Annotated in this window: 25 protein-coding genes; 5 read left to right on the top strand and 20 right to left on the bottom strand. The window is 28.4% G+C overall.

The features are described from left to right. Positions 1-18 precede the first annotated feature (18 nt). Positions 19-246, bottom strand: a complete 228-nt coding sequence (locus C7U54_RS06430; protein ID WP_318035567.1) for a family 1 glycosylhydrolase — start codon at positions 244-246, stop codon at positions 19-21. 287 nt (positions 247-533) lie between these two features. On the opposite strand from C7U54_RS06430, the gene C7U54_RS06425 reads away from it, so the two are divergent. Continuing rightward, on the top strand, positions 534-1,730 hold the full coding sequence (locus C7U54_RS06425) for an ATP-binding protein (RefSeq protein ID WP_107029705.1): 1,197 nt from the start codon (positions 534-536) through the stop codon (positions 1,728-1,730). 159 nt (positions 1,731-1,889) lie between these two features. Here the strand turns inward: C7U54_RS06425 and C7U54_RS06420 are convergent, their stop codons facing one another. The 4 genes from C7U54_RS06420 to C7U54_RS06405 all read right to left on the bottom strand — a co-directional run bounded on the left by C7U54_RS06420 (position 1,890) and on the right by C7U54_RS06405 (position 5,527). Beyond that, positions 1,890-3,356, bottom strand: a complete 1,467-nt coding sequence (locus tag C7U54_RS06420) for a glycoside hydrolase family 1 protein (protein ID WP_107029704.1) — start codon at positions 3,354-3,356, stop codon at positions 1,890-1,892. Between the two features lie 84 nt (positions 3,357-3,440). Continuing rightward, the gene (locus C7U54_RS06415) at positions 3,441-4,535 is read right to left on the bottom strand and encodes an MBL fold metallo-hydrolase (RefSeq protein ID WP_107029703.1); all 1,095 of its coding nucleotides are present in this window, start codon (positions 4,533-4,535) and stop codon (positions 3,441-3,443) included. 3 nt (positions 4,536-4,538) lie between these two features. Further along, positions 4,539-4,985, bottom strand: a complete 447-nt coding sequence (locus tag C7U54_RS06410) for a cyclophilin-like fold protein (protein ID WP_206603600.1) — start codon at positions 4,983-4,985, stop codon at positions 4,539-4,541. Then, the gene (locus C7U54_RS06405; RefSeq protein WP_107029702.1) at positions 4,985-5,527 is read right to left on the bottom strand and encodes a flavodoxin family protein; all 543 of its coding nucleotides are present in this window, start codon (positions 5,525-5,527) and stop codon (positions 4,985-4,987) included. Before C7U54_RS06405 ends, C7U54_RS06410 begins: the two co-directional genes overlap by 1 nt. A gap of 91 nt (positions 5,528-5,618) precedes the next feature. Between C7U54_RS06405 and C7U54_RS06400 the strand changes: the two genes are divergently transcribed. Continuing rightward, the gene (locus tag C7U54_RS06400) at positions 5,619-6,062 is read left to right on the top strand and encodes a MerR family transcriptional regulator (protein ID WP_022002351.1); all 444 of its coding nucleotides are present in this window, start codon (positions 5,619-5,621) and stop codon (positions 6,060-6,062) included. Between the two features lie 2 nt (positions 6,063-6,064). Beyond that, positions 6,065-6,757 (top strand): alpha/beta fold hydrolase, encoded by a 693-nt coding sequence (locus C7U54_RS06395; protein WP_107029701.1) that lies wholly within the window; start codon positions 6,065-6,067, stop codon positions 6,755-6,757. On the opposite strand, the gene C7U54_RS06390 is transcribed toward C7U54_RS06395, so the two are convergent. The 8 genes from C7U54_RS06390 to C7U54_RS06355 all read right to left on the bottom strand — a co-directional run bounded on the left by C7U54_RS06390 (position 6,754) and on the right by C7U54_RS06355 (position 12,935). Beyond that, the gene (locus C7U54_RS06390; RefSeq protein ID WP_107029700.1) at positions 6,754-7,776 is read right to left on the bottom strand and encodes a MerR family transcriptional regulator; all 1,023 of its coding nucleotides are present in this window, start codon (positions 7,774-7,776) and stop codon (positions 6,754-6,756) included. The two genes, C7U54_RS06395 and C7U54_RS06390, sit on opposite strands and share 4 nt — an antisense overlap. A gap of 51 nt (positions 7,777-7,827) precedes the next feature. Continuing rightward, on the bottom strand, positions 7,828-8,088 hold the full coding sequence (locus tag C7U54_RS06385; protein WP_107029699.1) for an RDAC family protein: 261 nt from the start codon (positions 8,086-8,088) through the stop codon (positions 7,828-7,830). A gap of 52 nt (positions 8,089-8,140) precedes the next feature. Beyond that, positions 8,141-9,322 (bottom strand): iron-containing alcohol dehydrogenase, encoded by a 1,182-nt coding sequence (locus C7U54_RS06380; RefSeq protein WP_107029698.1) that lies wholly within the window; start codon positions 9,320-9,322, stop codon positions 8,141-8,143. A 1-nt stretch (position 9,323) separates the two neighbouring features. Continuing rightward, positions 9,324-10,160 carry an SDR family oxidoreductase gene (locus C7U54_RS06375; protein WP_193448609.1) on the bottom strand — a complete coding sequence of 279 codons (837 nt, stop codon included), beginning with the start codon at positions 10,158-10,160 and terminating at the stop codon, positions 9,324-9,326. Further along, positions 10,160-10,906, bottom strand: coding sequence for a carboxymuconolactone decarboxylase family protein (locus C7U54_RS06370; RefSeq protein ID WP_107029696.1), 747 nt, complete (start codon positions 10,904-10,906; stop codon positions 10,160-10,162). Before C7U54_RS06370 ends, C7U54_RS06375 begins: the two co-directional genes overlap by 1 nt. A gap of 1 nt (position 10,907) precedes the next feature. After that, a complete protein-coding gene (locus C7U54_RS06365) occupies positions 10,908-11,420 on the bottom strand; it encodes a flavodoxin (protein ID WP_107029695.1) in 513 nt (170 codons plus the stop codon). Continuing rightward, on the bottom strand, positions 11,386-11,964 hold the full coding sequence (locus tag C7U54_RS06360) for a flavodoxin family protein (protein ID WP_107029694.1): 579 nt from the start codon (positions 11,962-11,964) through the stop codon (positions 11,386-11,388). Before C7U54_RS06360 ends, C7U54_RS06365 begins: the two co-directional genes overlap by 35 nt. A gap of 83 nt (positions 11,965-12,047) precedes the next feature. After that, on the bottom strand, positions 12,048-12,935 hold the full coding sequence (locus tag C7U54_RS06355; RefSeq protein ID WP_107029693.1) for a LysR family transcriptional regulator: 888 nt from the start codon (positions 12,933-12,935) through the stop codon (positions 12,048-12,050). 83 nt (positions 12,936-13,018) lie between these two features. Between C7U54_RS06355 and C7U54_RS06350 the strand changes: the two genes are divergently transcribed. Then, entirely contained in the window at positions 13,019-13,642 is a 624-nt protein-coding gene (locus tag C7U54_RS06350; protein WP_022002362.1) for a DUF5052 family protein, read from the top strand. A gap of 19 nt (positions 13,643-13,661) precedes the next feature. Here the strand turns inward: C7U54_RS06350 and C7U54_RS06345 are convergent, their stop codons facing one another. The 6 genes from C7U54_RS06345 to C7U54_RS06315 all read right to left on the bottom strand — a co-directional run bounded on the left by C7U54_RS06345 (position 13,662) and on the right by C7U54_RS06315 (position 20,801). Further along, positions 13,662-13,892 (bottom strand): hypothetical protein, encoded by a 231-nt coding sequence (locus C7U54_RS06345; protein ID WP_107029692.1) that lies wholly within the window; start codon positions 13,890-13,892, stop codon positions 13,662-13,664. Positions 13,893-14,035: 143 nt separating this feature from the next. Further along, on the bottom strand, positions 14,036-14,542 hold the full coding sequence (locus C7U54_RS06335; protein WP_107029691.1) for a YcxB family protein: 507 nt from the start codon (positions 14,540-14,542) through the stop codon (positions 14,036-14,038). A gap of 367 nt (positions 14,543-14,909) precedes the next feature. Next, positions 14,910-15,215 carry a hypothetical protein gene (locus tag C7U54_RS06330; RefSeq protein ID WP_107029690.1) on the bottom strand — a complete coding sequence of 102 codons (306 nt, stop codon included), beginning with the start codon at positions 15,213-15,215 and terminating at the stop codon, positions 14,910-14,912. 88 nt (positions 15,216-15,303) lie between these two features. After that, complete coding sequence (locus C7U54_RS06325; protein ID WP_396129918.1) at positions 15,304-18,510, bottom strand: SNF2-related protein; 3,207 nt, start codon at positions 18,508-18,510, stop codon at positions 15,304-15,306. After that, on the bottom strand, positions 18,494-19,918 hold the full coding sequence (locus C7U54_RS06320; protein WP_107029688.1) for an SWIM zinc finger family protein: 1,425 nt from the start codon (positions 19,916-19,918) through the stop codon (positions 18,494-18,496). Before C7U54_RS06320 ends, C7U54_RS06325 begins: the two co-directional genes overlap by 17 nt. Before the next feature lie 64 nt (positions 19,919-19,982). Further along, positions 19,983-20,801, bottom strand: a complete 819-nt coding sequence (locus C7U54_RS06315; protein WP_107029687.1) for a Cof-type HAD-IIB family hydrolase — start codon at positions 20,799-20,801, stop codon at positions 19,983-19,985. Positions 20,802-20,907: 106 nt separating this feature from the next. Between C7U54_RS06315 and C7U54_RS06310 the strand changes: the two genes are divergently transcribed. Next, positions 20,908-21,618 carry an ion transporter gene (locus tag C7U54_RS06310; RefSeq protein ID WP_107029686.1) on the top strand — a complete coding sequence of 237 codons (711 nt, stop codon included), beginning with the start codon at positions 20,908-20,910 and terminating at the stop codon, positions 21,616-21,618. Here C7U54_RS06310 and C7U54_RS06305 read toward each other — a convergent pair. Further along, positions 21,610-22,320: a hypothetical protein gene (locus C7U54_RS06305; protein WP_107029685.1), complete on the bottom strand. Its 711-nt coding sequence runs from the start codon at positions 22,318-22,320 to the stop codon at positions 21,610-21,612. The two genes, C7U54_RS06310 and C7U54_RS06305, sit on opposite strands and share 9 nt — an antisense overlap. Positions 22,321-22,448: the final 128 nt, after the last annotated feature.

The following is a 22,448-nucleotide window of genomic DNA, read 5'->3' as shown; positions in this document are numbered from 1 at the left end:
CATCGTCCTTTTATTATATTAAATTTCTTCTCCATTAGATTCACAAACTTTTTTATACCAATAGAATGAATCCTTTTTACTTCTAGAGAAATCTCCAGTTCCATCATCATGTCTATCTACATAAATGAATCCATAACGTTTTGCATATTGTCCTGTTCCAGCTGATACTAAATCAATTGGTCCCCATGTTGTATATCCAATTAATGGTACACCATCTTCAATAGATTCTTTCATTGACGAAAATATGTTATCAAAGAATACGAGAGCTAATGATTATTATCTTTTTTTAATTCAATTGATTTCACATCCTCAACTAATCTAAGTTTATGAATAACTAAAGTTTCACTAATATTATCTTTCCCTTTTTTTTAATTCATTGAATCAACACCATAAGTTATTCCCAAAAAATGAATATTTTTTTAAAATCGAGAATAGAATAATGACAGGTTACATTTATTATGCTAGTATACATTTGTATATGATAATACCGAAAAATAAAAAAAATTAAAAAAATGGTAATAGGAGATAACAACATGCAACTTATTGTTAGAAAAAAATACTTAGATGAGCTGATTGAATTATATGGGACACCTGATATAAAAGTTATCACAGGTATTAAACGAAGCGGAAAATCAGTATTACTTCAAGAGTTTGTCACTTACTTGCAATCATTACAGGAACAGGTGAATATTGTAATGATAAACCTGCAAGAATTAGAGTTTGATCAGTTATTAGAGTACCATGAATTGCATAAATACATTTTGAATCAGTACAAAGAGGGTATGCCAAATGTTTTATTGATCGATGAAGTTCAATTATGTCCTCAATTTGAACTTGCAATCAATAGCATTTATGTAAAAAGAATCTACGATATTTATATCACTGGTTCAAATGCATTTTTACTAAGTTCGGATCTAGCAACACTTTTTACTGGAAGAACAATGGAAATACAGGTATATCCATTTTCTTTTGTAGAATATCTTACTTACTACAAAATCACAAAAGAATATGATGAAGCTTTTGATCAGTATGTACGAACTGGTGGTATGCCTGGAGCTTATGTATATAAGACTGAAAACAGACAATATGACTATGTTAGAGACGTATATTCAACTATCCTTATAAGAGATTTGGTTGAAAAATATAAGATCAGAAATAAATCAGAATTTACCAACATCTCTGAATTTATGATGGATAATATTGGTAACTTGCTTTCTCCAAATAATATTTGTAGAACCTTAAATAATAGTCAAAACGAAATAACCAGAAAAACAGTATCAAAATACATTAGCTATTTAGAAAATGCTTTTCTTTTCTATGAAGCAAAACGCTATGACTTAAAAGGAAAAAAATATCTAACGAATAATAGCAAATATTATCTTTGTGATTCATCATTTCGTTATGCAGTTAATGGTACAAGAAACATGGACTTTGAAAGAGTTTATGAAAATATTGTTTATTTAGAGTTACGTAGAAGAGGATATGAAGTATATGTGGGAAAACTTTATAAAAAAGAAATAGATTTTGTAGCCAAGAAACGTGAAACACAACTATATATTCAAGTGAGTGATAATGTTTCGAATGAAAAAACATTTGAAAGAGAATATTCTCCACTACTTGCCATAAGAGATGCATATCCTAAAATGATAATTGCAAGAACATATCATGAAACTTATGACTATAAAGGTGTGAAAGTTGTTGATATTTGCAGATGGTTACGAGAATGTTAGCAATTTTTAACAAAATAAAGAATATATAGAAAAAAGATGAACATAGGGGGTAATTTCATTATATATTAATCATCTAATTGCTTACAAAATGATTTCATCATCTTTTCTATATTTCTATCAAAAAATTGGACGGTGCCAAAGCATCGTCCTTTTATTATATTAAATTTCTTTTCCGTTAGATTCACAAACTTTTTTATACCAATAGAATGAATCTTTTTTACTTCTAGAGAAATCTCCAGTTCCATCATCATGTCTATCTACATAAATGAATCCATAACGTTTTGCATATTGTCCAGTACCTGCTGATACTAAATCAATTGGTCCCCAAGTAGTATATCCAATTAATGGTACACCATCTTCAATAGATTCTTTCATTGCATGGATATGTCCTTTGAAGTAATCAATACGATAATCATCATGAATTGATCCATCTTCTTCTACTGTATCAAATGCTCCAAAACCATTTTCTACAATCATTAATGGAGTATGTGGATAACGATCATGTAATAAGTTTAATGTATATCTTAAACCATCTGGATCGATTTGCCATCCCCAGTCAGATGCTTTTAAGTATGGGTTTTTAGCACCTTTTGACATATTACCTGCAGTAGTTTCAGCATTTTCATCAACAGTTACACAATTTGACATGTAATATGAGAATGTATAGAAATCAACTGTACCTTCTTTAATAATCTTCTTATCTTCTTCTGTAATATAAGAAGTATCAATATTATGTTCTTTAAAATATCTAAAGATAAATGATGGATATTCACCACGTACTTGAACATCTCCACAGAAATTGTTTTTAAAGTTATCTTCATCAAAAGCAGCTAAGATATCTTTAGGATTTGGTGTAAGTGGATATAAAGTTGTATGTGCAATCATGTTACCAATCATGAAATCAGGATTGATCTTATGACCTTCAATAACAGTTTTAGCACTTGCTACAAATTCATTGTGTAATGCTTCAAACATAATTTGTTCATTTGATTTTAATTCATTTAATGGAATTCTATGATCTGCATTAACATCTTCAGGATCCATTAATCCAAGTCCATAAAGGTTACCAATTCCACCTTCACCCATACATGCAATATTGATTTCGTTAAATGTTAACCAATATTTAACTTTATCTTTATAACGTTTCATACATGTTGTAGCGTATTTCACAAACATATCGATGACTCTACGATCAGAGAAACCATTGTATTTTGTAACAATATTCCATGGAATTTCATAATGACATAAAGTAACTAATGGTTCCATACCGTGTTTATGACATTCATCAAATACTTTGTCATAGAAAGCTAAACCTGCTTCATTTGGTTCTTCATCATCCCCATTTGGGAAAATACGTCCCCAGTTAATTGATAATCTGAATACTTTCCATCCCATTTCAGCAAATAAAGCAATGTCTTCTTTATAATGATGATAGAAATCTACCGCTTCATGACTAGGATAAAAAGCTTCTGGATCTGTTTTTGGTAAGAATGTTCTTGGTGTATTAACATCTCCACCTAATAACATATCTGGTACCGATAAACCTTTACCATCTTCTAAATATGCACCTTCACATTGGTTGGCAGCTACTGCTCCACCCCATAAAAACCCTTTAGGAAATCCCATTTTCATTACCTCCTTGTTTCCATTTGATTTTTCTATAAACATTATAAAGGAAAATCATTTAAATTTCTTTCATAATATGAAAAACTATTCAACATTTTTCCACCAATGTTCTTGATAAGTTTCTATATGACTATAATCGACAATCTCCCCAATCTTTGGTGTCGCCACATTTAAGTTTTCTTTTTGTGATCTTGTGGTAATTTGTTTAATTGGATCATCCCAAGCATGATTACAAATACAAAAAGCACCCCAATGAACAGGAACTGTCCATTTAGCATGTAGATCTTTCATTGCTTGAATGCCAGCTTTGGGTAACATATGAATATTGGACCATGCTCGATCATACTGTCCATCTTCAATCATTAATAAATCAATAGCGCCAAATTTTTCATAAACTTCTTCGAAATGATTTCCATAACCGGTATCCCCTGTAAAATAAGTTGTATATTTATCATTTTTAAAGACATAGCCACTCCACAATGTCGTATTGTTTCTCCAAGGAACACGTCCAGTAAAATGTCTTCCTGGTGTTGAAGTAATTGTGAGTCCGTCTATTTTTACTTCATCCCACCAATTCATGACATGAATCTTATTTTCATCAATTCCCCAACGAAGTAAATGTTTTTCTACTCCTAAAGGAACACAATAGACTTTTACTTTTTTATCAATTTGTTTAATTGTTTGATAATCTAAATGATCATAATGATCATGAGATAGAGCTAAAACATCAATCATTGGCATGTTTTCTATATCAATAGGTAATTTAGAAAAACGCTTAGGTCCAATAAAAGGTACAGGAGATGCATAATCTGAAAACACAGGATCCATTAATACATTCTTCCCTTCTATTTGTAATAAAGAACTTGAATGTCCAAACCAAATCCATTTAAGTTCATCGTTCTTCGCTTTTTCTATTTTCTTTAACTGATGAACAGGTATTTCACCTTTAGGAACTGTTTCTTCATTTTTATATTCATTCTTTTGTCCCGTCATCAGTTGAATTTCAGGATTTCCATGAAATATTCCTTTTTTATATAAAGAGTTTCTTGCTTTATAATTCTTTTCATCTTCCTTATTAACATTTCCTCCTAAACTAGGCCAAAACTTAATAAACAACAAAGCAATAACTCCAATACATAAAATGACAATCCCTATTATTTTTAATACCTTCTTTATCATTTTTTACTCCATATAAAGTGTAACAGTTACACTTCCTTCCCCTATCGCTTCTTTTAAATGTGTTGTATCTTTAACATGACCTAATTTTGTAAAATCCCATGTATTTTGATTATAATAAAGACATAATTTATTACCTAAATATAAAATAATATCTCCCTCTTTTGTAGTTATTGTCTCATCATTACGAGGTAATGATGTGCCTAAATCTCCTACTTTTTCAAAGTTTCCATAATCATCTAAAGAAAGTACTCTTTTTTCTTTAGAAACATATTCTTTAAATGCTTTTGCACTTGTATTGTTTTCTAACTCTATTTCAAATGTATAACCATTAACTTCTAATTTCATTATTTCTCTTCCCCATTCTTTTTCTATACTTTTTTGATGAATTGGTTTATTTGCAAAAAGAAATAAACCTGCAATTATAACGAATACTAAAATAATCCTTTTCATTATTGTATCGCTCTTCCCATTTCATAAGCTTTCTTTAAGGCAGGATGATCTTTAATACTATTAGGAATATCAACACCACCTGCAAATACACTTCCTACAAAGTGGGCTTTAGGATAACAATTAACCCATCCTTTCAAACCATTGATAGCACGTTTATCTACCCCTTCTTCATTTTCAGCAGCTGTTGAGAGTAAATAAACATCTCTAAATTGATAATTAGATGTATAAAGAGAATTAGCTCGATCAATCATGACTTTCATTTGTCCTGACATTTCATAATAATAAATAGGTGTTGCCCATACAATAACATCTGCTTGTTTAATTTTTTCAGTAATAATATTAGCATCATCATCTATTACACAATGTCCCAATTTTTGACAACCTAAACACCCTTTACAAAAAGCAATCTTTTTATCTTTTAAACTGATTTCTATTACATCATTGCCACTTTCTTTTGCGCTTTGAATAAAAGCATCAGCAAGTTGATCAGAATTACTATTTAATCTTAAACTTGTTTTAATAACACATATTTTTTTAGCCATCTTCTTTTCCTCCATTTGAATATTATTATATTCTATGATAAATTAATAGTAATACCTAAACTTAACTTTAGGTCAAGAGGAGGAACTAAAAATGTATTCTATTGGTGAAATATCAAAAATGTTTGACTTACCTATTTCTACATTACGTTACTATGATAAAGAAGGTTTATTTCCTCATTTAAAAAGAGTAAATGGGGTAAGAAAATTTAGTGAAAATGAAATAGAAACCTTACGTGTAATTGATTGTTTAAAAAGATCTGGTTTAGAAATCAAAGATATTAAAGAATATATGAACCTATGTTCTTTAGGAAATTCTACTTTAAAACAAAGAAAAGAAATCTTTGTTAAACAAAAAGAAGAAGTATTACAAGAAATGGAAAAACTTCAAAAAGTACTTTCAATGCTTAATTATAAATGTTGGTATTATGATCAAGCCATTGAAAAAGAAGATGAAGGTTATGTTCAAGCTCTTTCTTTTGAACAACTTCCACCACAAATTCAACAATACTATCAACATAGTCATGAGGATTGTTAGAGATGAAAAAGAAAATATTAATGACACTATCCATCATTTTAATTCTTTGTATGGGTGGTTTTGGCATTTATGTCAATGATTATTATCACGCACAAAACGATGCCCTAGAAATTTTAAATCATAAAAATGTGGAAAAAGTAAATTCAAATCTTATTACACTAACTCCTGAAAAGAAAAGTGATGTAGGTATTATCTTTTATCCTGGAGCCAAAGTAGAAAATACAGCCTATTTGCCTTTATTAAAACATTTAACAAACAAAGGCTATAACTGTTATTTATTAAAGATGCCTTTTAACATGGCTATCTTTAATAAAAATGCAGCTAATAAAATTATTAATCAATATCCAAATATAAAACATTGGTACATATGTGGTCATTCAATGGGTGGAGCTATGGCTTCTTCCTATGTTTCTAAAAATAAAGATAAAGTAGATGGTTTAATTCTATTGGGTTCTTATATTTATGGAGATGTATCAGATAAAGATGCACTTACTATTTATGGTTCTTTAAATACAAGTGTTAAAAAGAAAATTGATTATAAAAGAAATATCGTTGTCATCAAAGGTGGAAATCATGCAAACTTTGGTAACTACGGTCATCAAAAAGGTGATGCTAAAGCAACTATTTCACGTAAAGAGCAACAAAACCAAACTGTAAAAGCTATCAATAATTTCATTGAAAAACGGCTGAATTAATTTTCAGTCGTTTTTACATAATCATTTAAATGAATACCATTCTTCAAGGCATCAATAACATGATTCTTATCGATAACATTTTCTACCTTTTCATCTAAAATCATTCCAATAAAACGTGCATCATCATCAATAGTAAAAGGCCAATAGAAGTAGAAGTGATTTCCATCTTTAAATTCAAAACGATAATCAAGAACATACCAATCTCTCGCAATCGGTGTTCCATAATTTTCATAACGATGTTTTAAAAGAAGTTCTACACTTTGAATATCTTCATATTTATATTCCTTTATAAATTTATCTTCTTTACCCAATAAAACAGAATAAAAATATTTTACATTATCTATATAACCTTTAAATTGATAATAACGAATACGATCATTTAAAAACTCTACCGATTGATTTCTTGTTTGATCAAGTGGTAATCTTAACCATAATTGTGAAAACTGGAAATCAGCAGCAATAAAACCAGTTGTAATTAATAATGAAATAAAAATCACAAATATTATTTTTTGTACAGTTGTTGTAGATGGTGCACTAATGAATAGTACAATTAATAATGTTGGTATAAATTTATATAAGAATTTTTTAATAGCAAGTTTCTTTGTAAGTCTTCTTCCAAGAGATACAATATCTGTTGTTTTTTGATAACCTAATTTATAATTCTTCACTTCTCTTTGGATTTGTTGTAAAGCTGGTAACATTGGTAGATCTTTTCTTACATACATTTCTATATTTTCTTGAACTTCTTCTAAGCTTTTAATTTGTTTTTCTAAATGAATCTGATTGATTTCTAAACATTCTTTAAAATCAAGTTCATTGTTTAAGATTGCTTTTACATCATCAATCGAAATATTTAAGTTACGTAAGAATTTTACCATGATGAGTTTTTGTAAATCATCTTGGCTATAACTACGATAACCATTATCATCTCTTTGTGGTGTAACGATTCCTTCTTTTTCATAATAGAAGATTGTATGTTTTGAAATTCCTAATTCCTTTTCTAATTCGTGTGTTTTCATATATAACACCCCTTCCTTAACTTCATCTAACACTATAGAGTAACTTTTTAGTCAAGGTTTTTTATCAAATTTTGAATGAATTGTAAGAAATCCTGGTTGATATTTATTTTCTTGAACATAAATCCAATGATTTTTTAAATAGCCATTAATAACTTCTAAAATCTTATCTGTAGGATAACTTTTCCCTTCTTGTCTAAGTTCTAAACCACAACATGTACATCCACCAACACCATGAATCGAATATTCTATATTATTTTGTTTAAGTAATTGATTGATTTCGAGAATCATTTTAAAATTAACAACATTATTCATAGTCATCTCTCCTTTACTTTATTATAAACAAAAAGGAAGAACGAATCTTCCTTTATAAACACATTTTATAAATATTCAAACAATCTTTTTGACTTAATGATCGATAAGCTCTAGGTAATGCATCTTGACCATAGCAAGCTTTTACTTTCAACTCATCAAATTTTTCATCATTAATTCCTACTTCACTTAATGATGTAGGTAAATGAAGTTCATCTTTAATAAAGTTTTGTAAAGCTTCAATTCCTGCTTTTGCATTAGCCATGTCATCACCTTGATCTTGAATACCCATCACATTTAAACCAAAACGAGCAAAATCTTCAACAACAGTTTCATCTTTGTTTAATAAATAAGTCATCCATTTAGGGGTAATGATAGCAAGAGCTAAACCATGAGTCATATCATAAGTTGATGAGAATTGTTCAAGCGCATGAAGTTGAGCTTGTGTTTTGTATCCTGATGTACAAAAACTATTTAAAGCCCATGAAGCAGCCCATAACATTGTTGCTCTAGCTGAATAGTTTTCTGGTTCTTCAACAGCAATTGGTAATTGTTGGCGAACTGTTCTTAATAATGTTTCTACAACATTGAATTGTAATGGGTATTTATCGCTATTAACAAAATAGTTCATATCAAATAAGTGAGCCATAATATCAAATCCCCCACATGCTGTTTGTTTAGCTGAAACACTAAATGTATTTGTTGGATCAAGGAAAGCTGCTTTAGGTCTTAAGATATCCCCATTAATACCACTTTTAACACCTTTTTCAACATTAGCAATCACACATGATTTATCCATTTCACTTCCTGTTGAAGCAATTGTAGGCATTGCTAGTACGGGTAAGGCATTATTCCACGCTACTTTCTTTTCTACTAAATCCCAAATATTATCTGTATCAGCAAGTGTTAAAGCCGCAATGGCTTTAGAGGCATCGATTGTTGAACCACCACCAATACCAAGAATGGATGTAATATGATTATCTTTACAAATTTTTGCACCTTTATTGACAGTTGTATGTCTTGGATTTGGTTCCACACCTGCAAGTTCATAAACTTCAATATTATTTTCTTTTAATTCTTTCATGACTTTATCATAAAGTCCTATTTTTTTAATAGAACCTCCTCCATAAACAACAAGTACACTTTTACCATATTTTAATACTTCTTCATGTAAATGACCTAATTGGTCTTTACCAAAATAAACTTTTGTTGTGTTTTGAAATTGAAAATCGTTCATTTTATTTTCCTCCTTCTGGTTTTAAAGGCCCATAGTAATAAGAAGATGTTGCTCCACCATCCATTAAAAATGTTGACCCTGTAATAAATGCACCTTTATCACTCATTAATAATTCAGCTACATTTGCAACTTCATTCGCAGTTCCTGGTCTACCTGCTGGACATTTAGCAAACATATTTTTATAGAAATCTCCCCTTGGTCCATTAAATTCATCAATAGCAAGCGGTGTTACAATAATACCTGGGGCAATAGCGTTGATTCTTGCACCACGTTGTCCCCATTTAACAGATTCAGCCATCACACGTTTTTCATTACATCGTTTTGCTAATTGATAAGCATGTAATGTATCTTTAATATTTTCTGGTTGTAAGATTTCTAAGTCTAATAATTCTTCAGTTGGTGTACAAGCAAGTTGTTCATCTTCTAAAGCTGTAAGTTGTTTCATACGGAAACCTGATTGACTAGAAATTGTCACACCAACGCCACCTTCTTCAATAACTTTTCCGACTTCTTCTAATAAAACAGCTGTTCCATAAAGATCGACTTTTAAAATCGCTTCAATTGGTGCTTGTGAAGGCGAAACCCCTGCGCCATTGACAAGCATTTTGATTTTTCCATAGCTTTTAGCTGTTTCAATCATTTTTAAAATATCTTGTCTACTTGATAAATCCATTTCTATAACTTCAACATCAAATCCTGCATCCACCATTGTCTTTTGAATATTTTTAGCGTTTTCAATATTCTTATCACCTAGAATAATTTTCTTACCGGCACCCATTCTTCTAGCAATCGCCATACTGATTTGACCAGCACCAACAACAATCATAACTTCTTTCATTATTCTTTACCTGCCTTTTCTATACAATCAATGGCATTTAAACTTCTTGGATATCCTACAAAAGGAACATTTTGTGAAACGACTTTAATTAAAAATGCTTCATCATTTCCTAATCTTATATTCGCTTTGGCATGGGCAATGGCTTGTGGCTTGCATCCACCTTGTGCATATAAGAAACAGAAAGTAATCATTTCTCTTTGTTTATAATCTAAACCACTTCTTGTGTAGTAATCTCCAAAACAGTTATCTGTAAGCCATTTACGAATATGCACTGTTTTAGGATCACCACTTGTCGCATATCCTCTCATTTCTTCACCAAAGATTGCTACTTGTGCTTGCTCTCCTTTTTCTAAACGATTGGTATTAGGATCATTTTGATTTTCTAATGGAAGTTGTAAACCTAAAGTCTCTTCAATAAAACTATTCACAGCTTTTAAGAAAGGAAAAACTCTCCCAATTCCTAAATAAGCAACAGCTTGATAAACAATTTCTTTCATTTCTACTGGAGTTACTCCAAAATTATATGCTGCTTTCAACATTCCTTTAAATTCGTCAATTCCTTGGCATCCTAATAAAACTGCAAGAATTGAAATAAATCTAGTTTTATCATCTAAATCATCTTGATTTACAACTTCATCAAATGCGAAGTTATCAAAAGCTTCAATAAATTCAGGATCTGTTCTTAAAAAATCTGAAACATACCCTGGAAACATTTTTTCATGGTAATTTTTAGCGTTATCTGTCATTTTATTTTCCTCCTAATCCTCTTTCTAATTGTTGTCTACATCCATCAACATGACTTCCATGAATACTTAAGCCTTTATGAAGGATACTATTTGGACAAAGTTTCTTTAAATCACTTTCACTTCTTCCCATACCACTTCCTTCATGGCTACAAATCGGATAGATATGCTTATTGGTAAAGTCATAACTTTCTAAAAATGTCATAACAATCGTTGGCATTGTTGACCACCAATTTAGATATCCTAAATAAATCGTATCGTATTCATCAATACTTTCTAATGGATCTAATATTTGGGGACGAGTATTGTTTTTAAGTTCTTCACTTGCACGCTTTGTACATTCATGATAATCAAATGGATAAGCATCCACTTCTTTGATTTGATAAATATCTGCATCAATCATTGTAGATAATGTTTCAGCAATGACTTGTACATTCCCTTTTTCTAAATTAACAATATTTCCCGAGAAATAATTTTCTTTATTATGTGAAAAATAAACTATTAAACTCTTGCTCATTGATCTTTATCTCCTTTGCCATGTTATATGCTTTTTCTAGTGCATTTGTTTTTTCAATATCATCTTTATTCCCTGTTTGGAAACCTAAAATAGAATCTACAAAACGATTACCACCAACTCTTAAACAATCAATATACTTTTGGAAAGTATCTTTAATGATTCTAAAATAACTTTCTTCAGGAGCTAATCCTGTTGTAAGTAGATAGAAATCTTTGTCATGAATTGTTTTTTCAATCGCAAATGTACGATCAATTAATAACTTCATTGAAGCATTAAATGTATAAAAATAAACCGGTGAAGCAAAGACAATGACTTTTGCTTCTAACATCTTTTCATAAATTTCTTGCATGTCATCTTTTTGTACACATTGATTTGTCTTTTGACAAACATTACATCCTAAACAAGGTTTAATGTTTTGATAATTGACATAAATCTTTTCTGTGCTATATCCATTTTCTTCTACACCTTTAATAAAAGCATTCGCTAATCGATCTGTATTCCCATGCTTTCTTGGACTACTCATTAAAACAAGAACTTGTGCCATAATTACTCACTCCTTTTTCCACTTATATGATAAAAAAAAGAAGGAATTGAAACAATTTCAATTCCTAATCATCTTTATAAGTTTTACTTATTTAATGCTTCTTTGTACATCTTTACAAATTCTTCTATATAATAATTTGTCTTATCTTTTGGCCAACAAGCAAAATAATTTCTTTGAATAGGATTACCTTTATAAGATAATTCAATTCTTTCAATTCCTGACATAGGCTTATCTAAATGACCTATTTGATCAACGGGTAAATAACCCCTTTGACTAGCAACCATTAAACGAGCTTGTTCTAAAGAATCTGCATAAAGAAAACGATGCGAAAGATTTAATGACTTTTCAAAAAATTCTCTTTCTGAATCTTCTCTATCTTTAGAGACGACTAAAATACAAGATATATTCTTTAAATCATCAGCACTAATAACTTCTTTTTTAGATAAAGGAGAAAGTGTTGAGATTTCAATAAAAGAAACACTTTCTTTTAAGTTTTCATTATAATAATCTTTATTAAACGTTCTTCTTTGTTCACTTATTTTCATATCAATACGATGATCAACTAATAATTCAAACAATTCCTCATGTGTACCACTGACTACTGAAATATTAACTTCTGGATAAATTCTTTTAAATTCAACAATTGTTTCTAATAATTCATTGGTACTAAAATTTTTAGGATAACCTATTGTTAGGTTTAATTCTTGGTCTTCCCCTCGACGAATTGTTTCTTCTTTAAAATCTTCAATTTCATCAAGGAGCACTTTTCCATGACGATAAAAATATTCTCCTGCCACAGTTAAAGAAAATTGTCTTTTACTTCTTTCAAATAAGCGTACCCCTAATTCCTTTTCTAAAGCTTTGATTTGTTGGGAAATAGCTGATTGTGAAATAAAACATTGTTCAGCTGCTTCTGTAAAACTATGTAAATCAACAACTGTGATAAAATACTTCATTTGTTTAAGTAACATGGATTTCACCTCTTTTTATATTTTACTGTATTTTTAAGTTCTCTGCACAAAAATTTGTTATAATTTAGAAAAGGAGTGGGAATATGAAAAAAATAATCACAGTATTACTATCTTGCATAATGCTTATAAGCTTAACAGGATGTGCCATGTTTGAATCAAAGATCAATGATATTAAAGGAAACCTTGTTGGTAATGGTTATACCATTGATACCTTTGATAACTATGGAAAAAGAGTTATGACAACAACAGGAGATAAAATAAATATTCAAGGTAATCCTGTAGAAACAACTTCTTATGATAGTGATGGAAGTATTATTACAGGATATGAATTATCTTCAGTTATTACCATTACCATTGATGGTCAAGAAATTGAATCTTGTGGAGATACATGTATCTTTACTCAAAAAGGATTAGAACCAAATGTTGATTTTACTCAAGAAGACATAGAAAGTAATGATAATGGAAAACTTTCAAATAATACATATATTGCTAATATTATTAATAAATATAAAAACTACTTTGGTAAATCAAGAGTTGTTGTTATTAAGTCTCAATTAGGTCAACCGATTACAGCTTACTCAGGAGATGAAGTTTATTGGTCAGTACCTAAAAAACTACCTAAAATGACAAAGCTTATGATTGATGGTAAAGCTCTTTATATTCATCGTGCAAATTATCAAATCATTGATACATCTTTATTAAATTAAAAGACGGCATTACCGTCTTTTAATTTTTAGCTTCTTCATTATAGCAATCTAAAATATATTCCGCATTTTCTGCCCATAAACCGTTTTCAACTTGAGTAAGTGTTTTATATGTTTGAGAATGATAAAACTTGCCTGTTGCTTCTTCAAAACCAATATTTTCTTGTTCCTGTATAAGATTAATAACTCTATGAATTTGAATACATACATTCATAGTAATATCTTGTCCATTAAAGAAGTAAATATCATGCATCGTATCTCAACCTCCTTATAAGTTGTAAATAATCTAATGCTTTTTCACTATGAAAAGAAATTTGATTATTTACCTTACTATATTTCAATCTTTCTACAGCTTCTTAAGTTGCTCAATTATTTGACACAAAACACATTTTATAATTATATATTTTTCATTTTACAAAGAATATTTTTCTTTTCAAATATTTCTCTTATTCCCTCATATTGAGTTTTTGTAGCATTCTTCTTTTCAAAATAAAGAACTGCACCTGCTCTAGTCAACATCATAATAAGTGTCCCTGTATCAATTACTTCTTTTATAGTTTTATACTCTATGAAAGTATGTTGTGATTCTTGTATCATATCAATACCTTCATCTAAAAATACCAAATCAAAAGATATTTCTTCTTTTTTAAATATTTCTTTTTGAAGGTTTATTGTTTTTTTTGCAAAATAATAAATCTGTACTTCAAAAACAATTATTGCTATTGGTAGTACAAAAGCCATCCATAACTTAAATTGACGCATCAGCACATTTATCAGTACTAACACAGCATAGACTAATATACATATTTTAAATGCTAATCTTATTTTTGGTGGAAACAAATATCTTCTATTATCCTTTACTATCTGCCAATTTCTCTTATTGTCTTTTATTGCAATTTCCATACTTAGCTCTCCTTATATTATTTTACATTGTATCCAAATTATAACATATTATCTTTCTAAATATTAATTATTTACTTTAGAAAGATATAAATCTAAAAGTGCTTTGGTATGTTCATCAATATAACCTCTTTTACTTCGATCTTTAACATCTTCTATAACTGTTGTAACAAATCTGCCATGTTCACTTTCAGTTGTATCACTTTGACTCTATTTGATTTCTGTCGTTCCTGTTTTGAAATATATGTCATTCCTATTTCTTTTATATCATTATTTTATGCTATCTAAATAGTAGTTGTTAACCTATTATTGATTAATAAAACATTCATCATTATACCAGAAACTCCTGTTCCCGCATGCATTCCTTATTTTACTTTTTTACTAATTTCTTAGAAGCAACTACAGTAAATACTGCTCCCAAAAATAAACAACCAATTCCTAAATAATAAATTACACCATCTTGAAAAATTTCTTCTAAAATAAGCCCCATAGCAAAAATAATTTCCGCAAAGCAATTATTTTTACAATAATTTTTAACAGATTCTTCGGTATATTTCTTTCTCATTCCCTTTGTTAAAAAGGGCGTACCTTTTGCCATCAAAACAGCAATCAATATTGTAACAATTCCTAAAACTACAAAAAAAATAACTTTTCCAATTTCTAAAAAATCATTCATAACACTTTGCCTCCCTTTAAATATTTATATAATTATATAAAAAAAAAGAGCCATTACGAAATTAAACAAATAATTTCGTAACAGCTATTTACATTGTAAATAAGCTTAAGATATCTTCTTTAGACATTTGTGATAATCCACCACTATTATTTTCTACAAACATATCCGCTAATTCTTTTTTACGTTTTTGCATTTCAATAATCTTTTCTTCTACACTATCTTTCATCACAAGATTAAATACTTGAACATTACTCTTTTGACCAATACGATAAGCACGATCTGTTGCTTGGTTTTGCGCCGATACATTCCACCATGGGTCATAATGAATAACATTTTCAGCCGATGTTAAGTTAAGACCTGTACCTCCTGCTTTTAAAGAAATTAAGAATAATGTTGTATCATCTTTTTGGAATCTTGAAACAAGTTCTCTTCTTTCTTCCTTATTTGTACTTCCTGTAAGCATGTAATATGTAATACCAGCTTTTTGACATTCCTCAGCAATTAAACCCAAAGCGGAAGTAAATGAAGAAAAGAGAAGTACTTTTTGTTTATTTTCTTGCATTGTTTTAATAAGTTCCATACAGGCTTTAAGCTTCGATGATGGTTGATCGATATTATCATAAACAAGACGTGGTTCTAGACATAATTGTCTTAGTCTTGTAAGCATTTTTAAAATTTGCATCTTATCTGAACCTTCTATGTCATAAAGTTGTTGAAGTTCTTCATTGACTTTAGCAAGATTGGCAACATAGATTTTTTCTTCTTCATCACTAAATGGAAGAATCATATTTTGTTCTATTTTATCTGGTAATTCTTTTAATACTTCTTTTTTATTTCTTCTTAAGATAAATGGTGTTACTAGTTTTTTAAGCTGTTTTGTTTTTTCTTCGTCATTATTTTTAACAATACTTGATTCATATTGTTTTTGGAAATAATGGTAATTGAATAAGTATTGTGGCATTAAGAAATCAAAAATAGACCATAATTCTGCTAAACTATTTTCAATTGGTGTTCCTGTTAAAGCAAGTTTATGTCTTGTTTTTAAAGTTTTAACCGATTGTGCATTCTTTGTCTTTTGATTTTTAATATATTGAGCTTCATCTAAAATCACATATTCAAATTCAATATCTTGATACAATTCAAAATCTCTTCTTATATAATCATAAGATGTTACATATAAACCTTGTTTAATCTCTTTTATTAATTCTTTTCTTAAAGCACCATTACCTGTAATACATGTGACTGGTAACTGTTTAGAAAACTTATGCACTTCATCTTCCCAGTTATAAATAAGTGAAGATGGACATACAACAAGACTTGGTCTATTAGTTTTTAATGAATCTAATAAAGTGATAATTTGTAATGTTTTTCCTAACCCCATATCATCAGCAAGAATACCATTAAAACCATAATCTTTTAACGTATGAAGCCATACATATCCTTCTTTTTGATAATCTCTTAAGATTTTTTCATAATTTTGAGGTACTGGATACTCTTTTTGCGTTGCTGATTTAAATCTATCTAGTGTTTCTACAAAGGATTCTTCACGATCAAGTTCTACATATTCAAAATCATTTTCTTCATCAATTGCGAGCATTCTTTGCTTATTCATTAAAAACTCACCATTATCAATATCTTTAACATCAACATGATAAGCATCCATAAATTCACTTAATTCTTCTAAATCAGGTGAATCTAAATAAAGCAGTTCGCCATTTTTTAAACGATAGAATTTCTTTTTACGACGATATTGATTTAAAACATCTTGTAATTCTTTCTTTGGTATTTCATGAGACGAAATATCAAATTTTAAAAGATTGTTTTCAACACTAACCCCTACATGTAAGTTATAAGAAATCTTCTTACCTACTCTTTTCAATGCTTCTGATACATAAACATCTCCATATTGTTTTAAATAATCTAATCCTTCAAAGATGAATTCATAGGTTGTTTGGCTATTCATATCAAAATAAGCACGATGCTTATTTTGATCTATTAATGAAGCATATTGTTCAATATATTTTTCAATTAAATCTTGTTGATAAGTTGTAATTATATTGTCATTAAAACCATAAACACGATTTTGATTTTCATCTACATAAACTGGTTGAAAATAAATCATTTGATCATCATCAATATCTCCATAGATTTTAATTTCATCATAAGTTGGTATATCATTTGAAGTTTCATCAAACACTTCAAAATAAGAAAAAATTGGTAACAAAACATATTTATAGAAGTCTTGATATTGTTCCTCTAAAATAATCAATTTCCCCTCATTATCTAAAATACTGCTTAAAAAGCGACAAACATTTCCTTCCTCATCAAAAGTCATACGATTCATATAAAACTCACCATTATTCATTCCATAACAATAACCATGTTTATCCCCAATATAAATTGGGTCTACTACAGTTACTCTTACAATATAATACTCATCTTCTTTTTGGATATATAAACGTAAATTACATTCCATTTCACCTAAAGAAAAGATTTCTTTATTCGCATCATAAAATTCATCAAATAAACGAGAATCTATTGTTATACTTCTTTTAATAGGTTCATAATAATAAGAATATTCTTCCATATCATAGCGACGAATGATCAGTGCTTTTTTCATTAAATCAATTTGTTTTAAAGCATCATCTGTAAAGCTTTTTTCACTGTGGACAAATTCTAAAGCTTTTCCATATTTATAGTTTTCTTGATTTTGAATTCTTTCTATAAAATCAGCAATATTTTTTAATACATATTTCTTTTCATTTCCAATTTTATACTCGAGTACTATTTTATCTCCATTTAGATAAACATTCGGTGTTAAATCATATTTTTCTTGATTGATTGAAAGGCGTAAGTCTGTTTGATATTGGCTTTTATTAAAATCAATAAGCTTTGTAGACATAGAAGCCATTTGTCTTAATTGTGCTTTTCTTCTTTGTCTTTGATTTTCTTTTTCTATTTCTTTGATTTTTTGTAATTTATCACTTTGATAATCAAAAGGGAGTTCATTGATTTCTAATTCATTAAGTTTTAAAATTACTGCACCTAAATGACCACACATTGAATCTTGATCATTAAATGGACATGAACATTCATAAGAAATCACTTGATTATCTTTAATATCTAATGAACATTTTTGGGGATGATTAAATACTGAAACGACAGCATCTATATGATAAACATCTTCATTAGCTGTAACATGTATGCTTTCTACATTATCATAGTGATGATATTTTCTAGCAATTTCTAAGTTATTTTTACTTTTTACAACATTTGAATTAATATTGAATTTCAATTTCATCACCTTCCTTTAAACATGCATCTAACATTTCATGTAGTTTCTTTTTTCTTGGATATTCTTTTTTCAACATATCTACTAACTCTAGTTTAGACATTTCATCTAACTCATGAAATAAGTCATAAATATAATCTCTTAAATAATAATTTCTTATTCCTTGATTTATATAATCTTTTAAGCATTCAACATATACCATTAAATACATTTCTAAACTGTATTCTTTTATCATTCCTTTTAGTGGATCAAAAAAATTCATATTTGGTTTTTGTAGTAAGATATAAATAGCATATTTTGCTTCTTGTTTTCGTTTAAACATTATCGCTAATTCATAATCACTATAATAATCATCTACTTTATTTATAAAATCAATCAAGTAATTTTCAAATTTATTTCCATAAAACTCTTTTAAATCATCATAATAAATAGGAACTTCTGAACAATTATAATAGCTTAATTTTGAACATAAATAATTTAAATACGCATCTTCATTTTCTGGATTGAGTAAGGATTCTAATTTTGCTTTTGTTTCTTTTGTTCTAATATTTTGTATATGTTCTTTATAGTATTGCTTAGCATGTCCTATTTGTTGATTATTCATATAATAGCGTATCATTTCCATAATATAATCTTCATTGTTATTATAAATTTGGATCTCATCTAAGTATTTTTTTATATCCAAATGATGATCATTAATTATTTTAAAATATGTATTTAATAAAGCTGGATTTCTTTTATTTAAAAGCATTTCTTTAATAATAGCTATTTGATCTTCAACATCTAATAAATAAACTACAGACATAATATGACTAAATGCATTTTCATATCTTTGATATTTCATATTTTCTTTAAGCCATTGCACTGTTAATTCTTTATTATGTTCATTAGTAAGCAACTTACAGTATCCTTGAAACATAATATTAAGTATTTCATGGCGATAATCTTTTGGATAATTAGAACTTAAAAATTCTTCAATAACTTGTTGATAATTAGAAATATGAAAATTTCCTTGCTTATTTAATTGAATAATATTCTTTAAATATTTCTTAAATTCTTCATTAAATTCACGTTTTAACATATAACTACTACATGATCTTGCACGAACTCTTTTTAATAAAGCATTAATATCGATATATTGTTGTTCATCCTTAGGAAGTCTTTCTTCAATCGCAAAATAAAGTGCTGCCTCATGTTTACAATGATGACCATCTTTAGCATAGGGGCAATCACATATTGCATCAATAACTTGATTTGTATTATCTACTATAATTTTTGTATGATAAGCTTCACTTCCTAAAACAATCCCTGTATAAGTTTGATCACCTTTTTGATTAACGGAAAAAACTCTGTTTTGTTCAAAATATTTTTTTCCTCTTTCTAATATTGTATCTGTAAAAAATGAACTCATACTCTTCCTCTTTTCGTATTTATTCAATTATACAAAATAGATCACTATTAAAAAAGCACAAAAATTAATTTGTGCCTAAAATATATTTATTGATGACTTCCGCCACAGCATTTTCATTATTTGTCGCCTTGGTAATCACATCACATTCTTTCTTCATATCTTCAACAGTGTTTTGTACCCCAACACCAAGTCCTGCCACTTTAATCATTGATAAATCATTAAAGTTATCACCAACAGCAATCGTCTCTTTAATATCTACACCTAAGATATCCGTAAGTTTCTTTAAACCTTGTCCTTTATTAACACCTTGATGATTAAATTCAATATAACGATTAGATGAATAACTGACATCCAAATCCCCTGTAATATCCTTTAAATCATCTTCAATCTTTTTCAAATAATCATAATCTGTATTCATATACAACACTTTAACAATTTCTTGTCCCTTTAAAAAATCAATATGATCATCAAAGATTTCTTTAACTTCCATTCTTCCTGCTAAATAATCAATCTCTTCTTGAACAAACTTATAAGCATAAACCATATCTTTTGTGTAAACATGAATACATACATCATAGTTTAAACCTCTTTTATAAAGCTCACTTGCTTTTTCAAAAGTAATTCCTTCAAAATAAAGAAGTTTACTTCCTTTATTTTCACTAATGGCTCCGCCATTATAAGAAATTACATATTCATTTTCTAAGTCATAAAGACCTAATTCTTTTAAAGTTCCATCAACCGTATTGTATCCTCTTCCTGTAGCAGGAACAAACTTAACACCTAATTCTTTTGCTTTTTGAATTGCTTCGATATTTTCTTTAGAAATTGAACGATCATCACTTAATAAAGTTTCATCTAAATCACACGCTATAATTTTATACATAAAGAGCCTCCTTTATTTATTATTGTATCTAATCAAATATCTCTTCCACATTAATTTCATAATATGAAATTAATTCTACCTATGTATCTTTAATGAGGGTGATAACATGAAAAAACGTATTTACGAAATAATAGAAGTTTCTAAAGAAGATGATAAAGCAAGTCATATATATGATTTAGTGATGATGTTTGTCATATTTATAAACATTATTCCACTTGCTTTTAAAAATGAATCTCATTTATTTAATATGATTGATTCTATCTCTGTCTTTATTTTTATTATAGATTATTTTCTAAGATGGTTGACTGCAAACTTAAAGTACCATAATAATGATATAATCTCATATCTAAAATATCCATTTTCATTTATAGCTATTATTGATTTACTTTCAATCCTACCATCTATCAGCCTTTTAAATAAAGGATTCAAAGCATTAAAAACAATTCGTCTTATTCGAACATTTAGAGTACTACGTATATTTAAAAGTTTTCGTTATTCTAAAAATATTCAAATTATTATACAGGTTGGAAAGAATTCAAAAGATGCCTTAATTACTGTTCTTTATCTAGCAATAGGCTATATTATTGTCTGTGCTTTAGTTATTTTCAACGTTGAACCTGATAGCTTCCATACTTTCTTTGATGCTATCTATTGGGCAACGATTTCTCTTACTACTGTAGGGTATGGAGACATCTATCCAATAACAACATTAGGTAGAATGATTACCATGGTTTCTTCTTTCATGGGAATTGCTATCGTAGCATTACCTGCTGGTATTATTACGGCAGGCTATATGAAAGAAATAGGATCAGTATAATCCTGATCCTCTCGATACACCATGGTCAGCTTCGATACTTTGCATAACAAAACATGAATACATTGGATAAGGGCATTCTTTTAAACCAAACAACAATGCGTACTTCATCTCATCTTCTGTTTCAATTTCTTTATAACTATCTAAATACTTTTTATAACCTAATAATTTCTTTAAATCTTCATAAATATCTAAACTATAACAATCATCTACAAAACGATGTTCTTGTCTTAGTTTATTTTGCATATCTTTTAAGTATTCATTTTCCCATTTTATTATTTTTTCAAAATCATTTTCTACCCAAATACGTAATGTTTTATCATCAACAATTTGATCAATAGAAAGAATATATAACATTTGGAATAATTGATCTTCTACTCTATTATTTGTATATGTTTTAAGAAAATGAATACTTAGCTCATAGTCTTTTTCTTCTAAAGAAATATCCTTTTGCTCATTCCATTTTTTTAATAATAAATAGATAAGGATTGATTTATCTTGTGGTAGTTCATCAATCAATAATAATAAATAATAAACATATTGTAAGTCTTGAACAGGTGTATTCGTTGTTTGTATTTTTTTATAATTTAATACATGTTTTTTATGATCTTGATATTGAATGACAGGATAATGATTTTTAGGTTTTTTCTTATAAAAGTAATAAAGAATAATGAGAAGCATTGCAAATACAAATAGTAATTCCATAATGATCACTCCTTTAAATCATTATACCACAACATTAAAATAATAAAATTAATATTTTTAATTTTATTTCTAATACTAATATCTATCTTATTAAATTATCCAGTTTACCTATTTCAATGGTTATAAAA

The organism is Faecalibacillus intestinalis (genome assembly GCF_003024685.1).
Classification (GTDB): domain Bacteria; phylum Bacillota_I; class Bacilli_A; order Erysipelotrichales; family Coprobacillaceae; genus Faecalibacillus; species Faecalibacillus intestinalis.
Note: the sequence above shows the minus strand (reverse complement) of the source record. Positions and strands in the feature narration are given on the sequence as shown.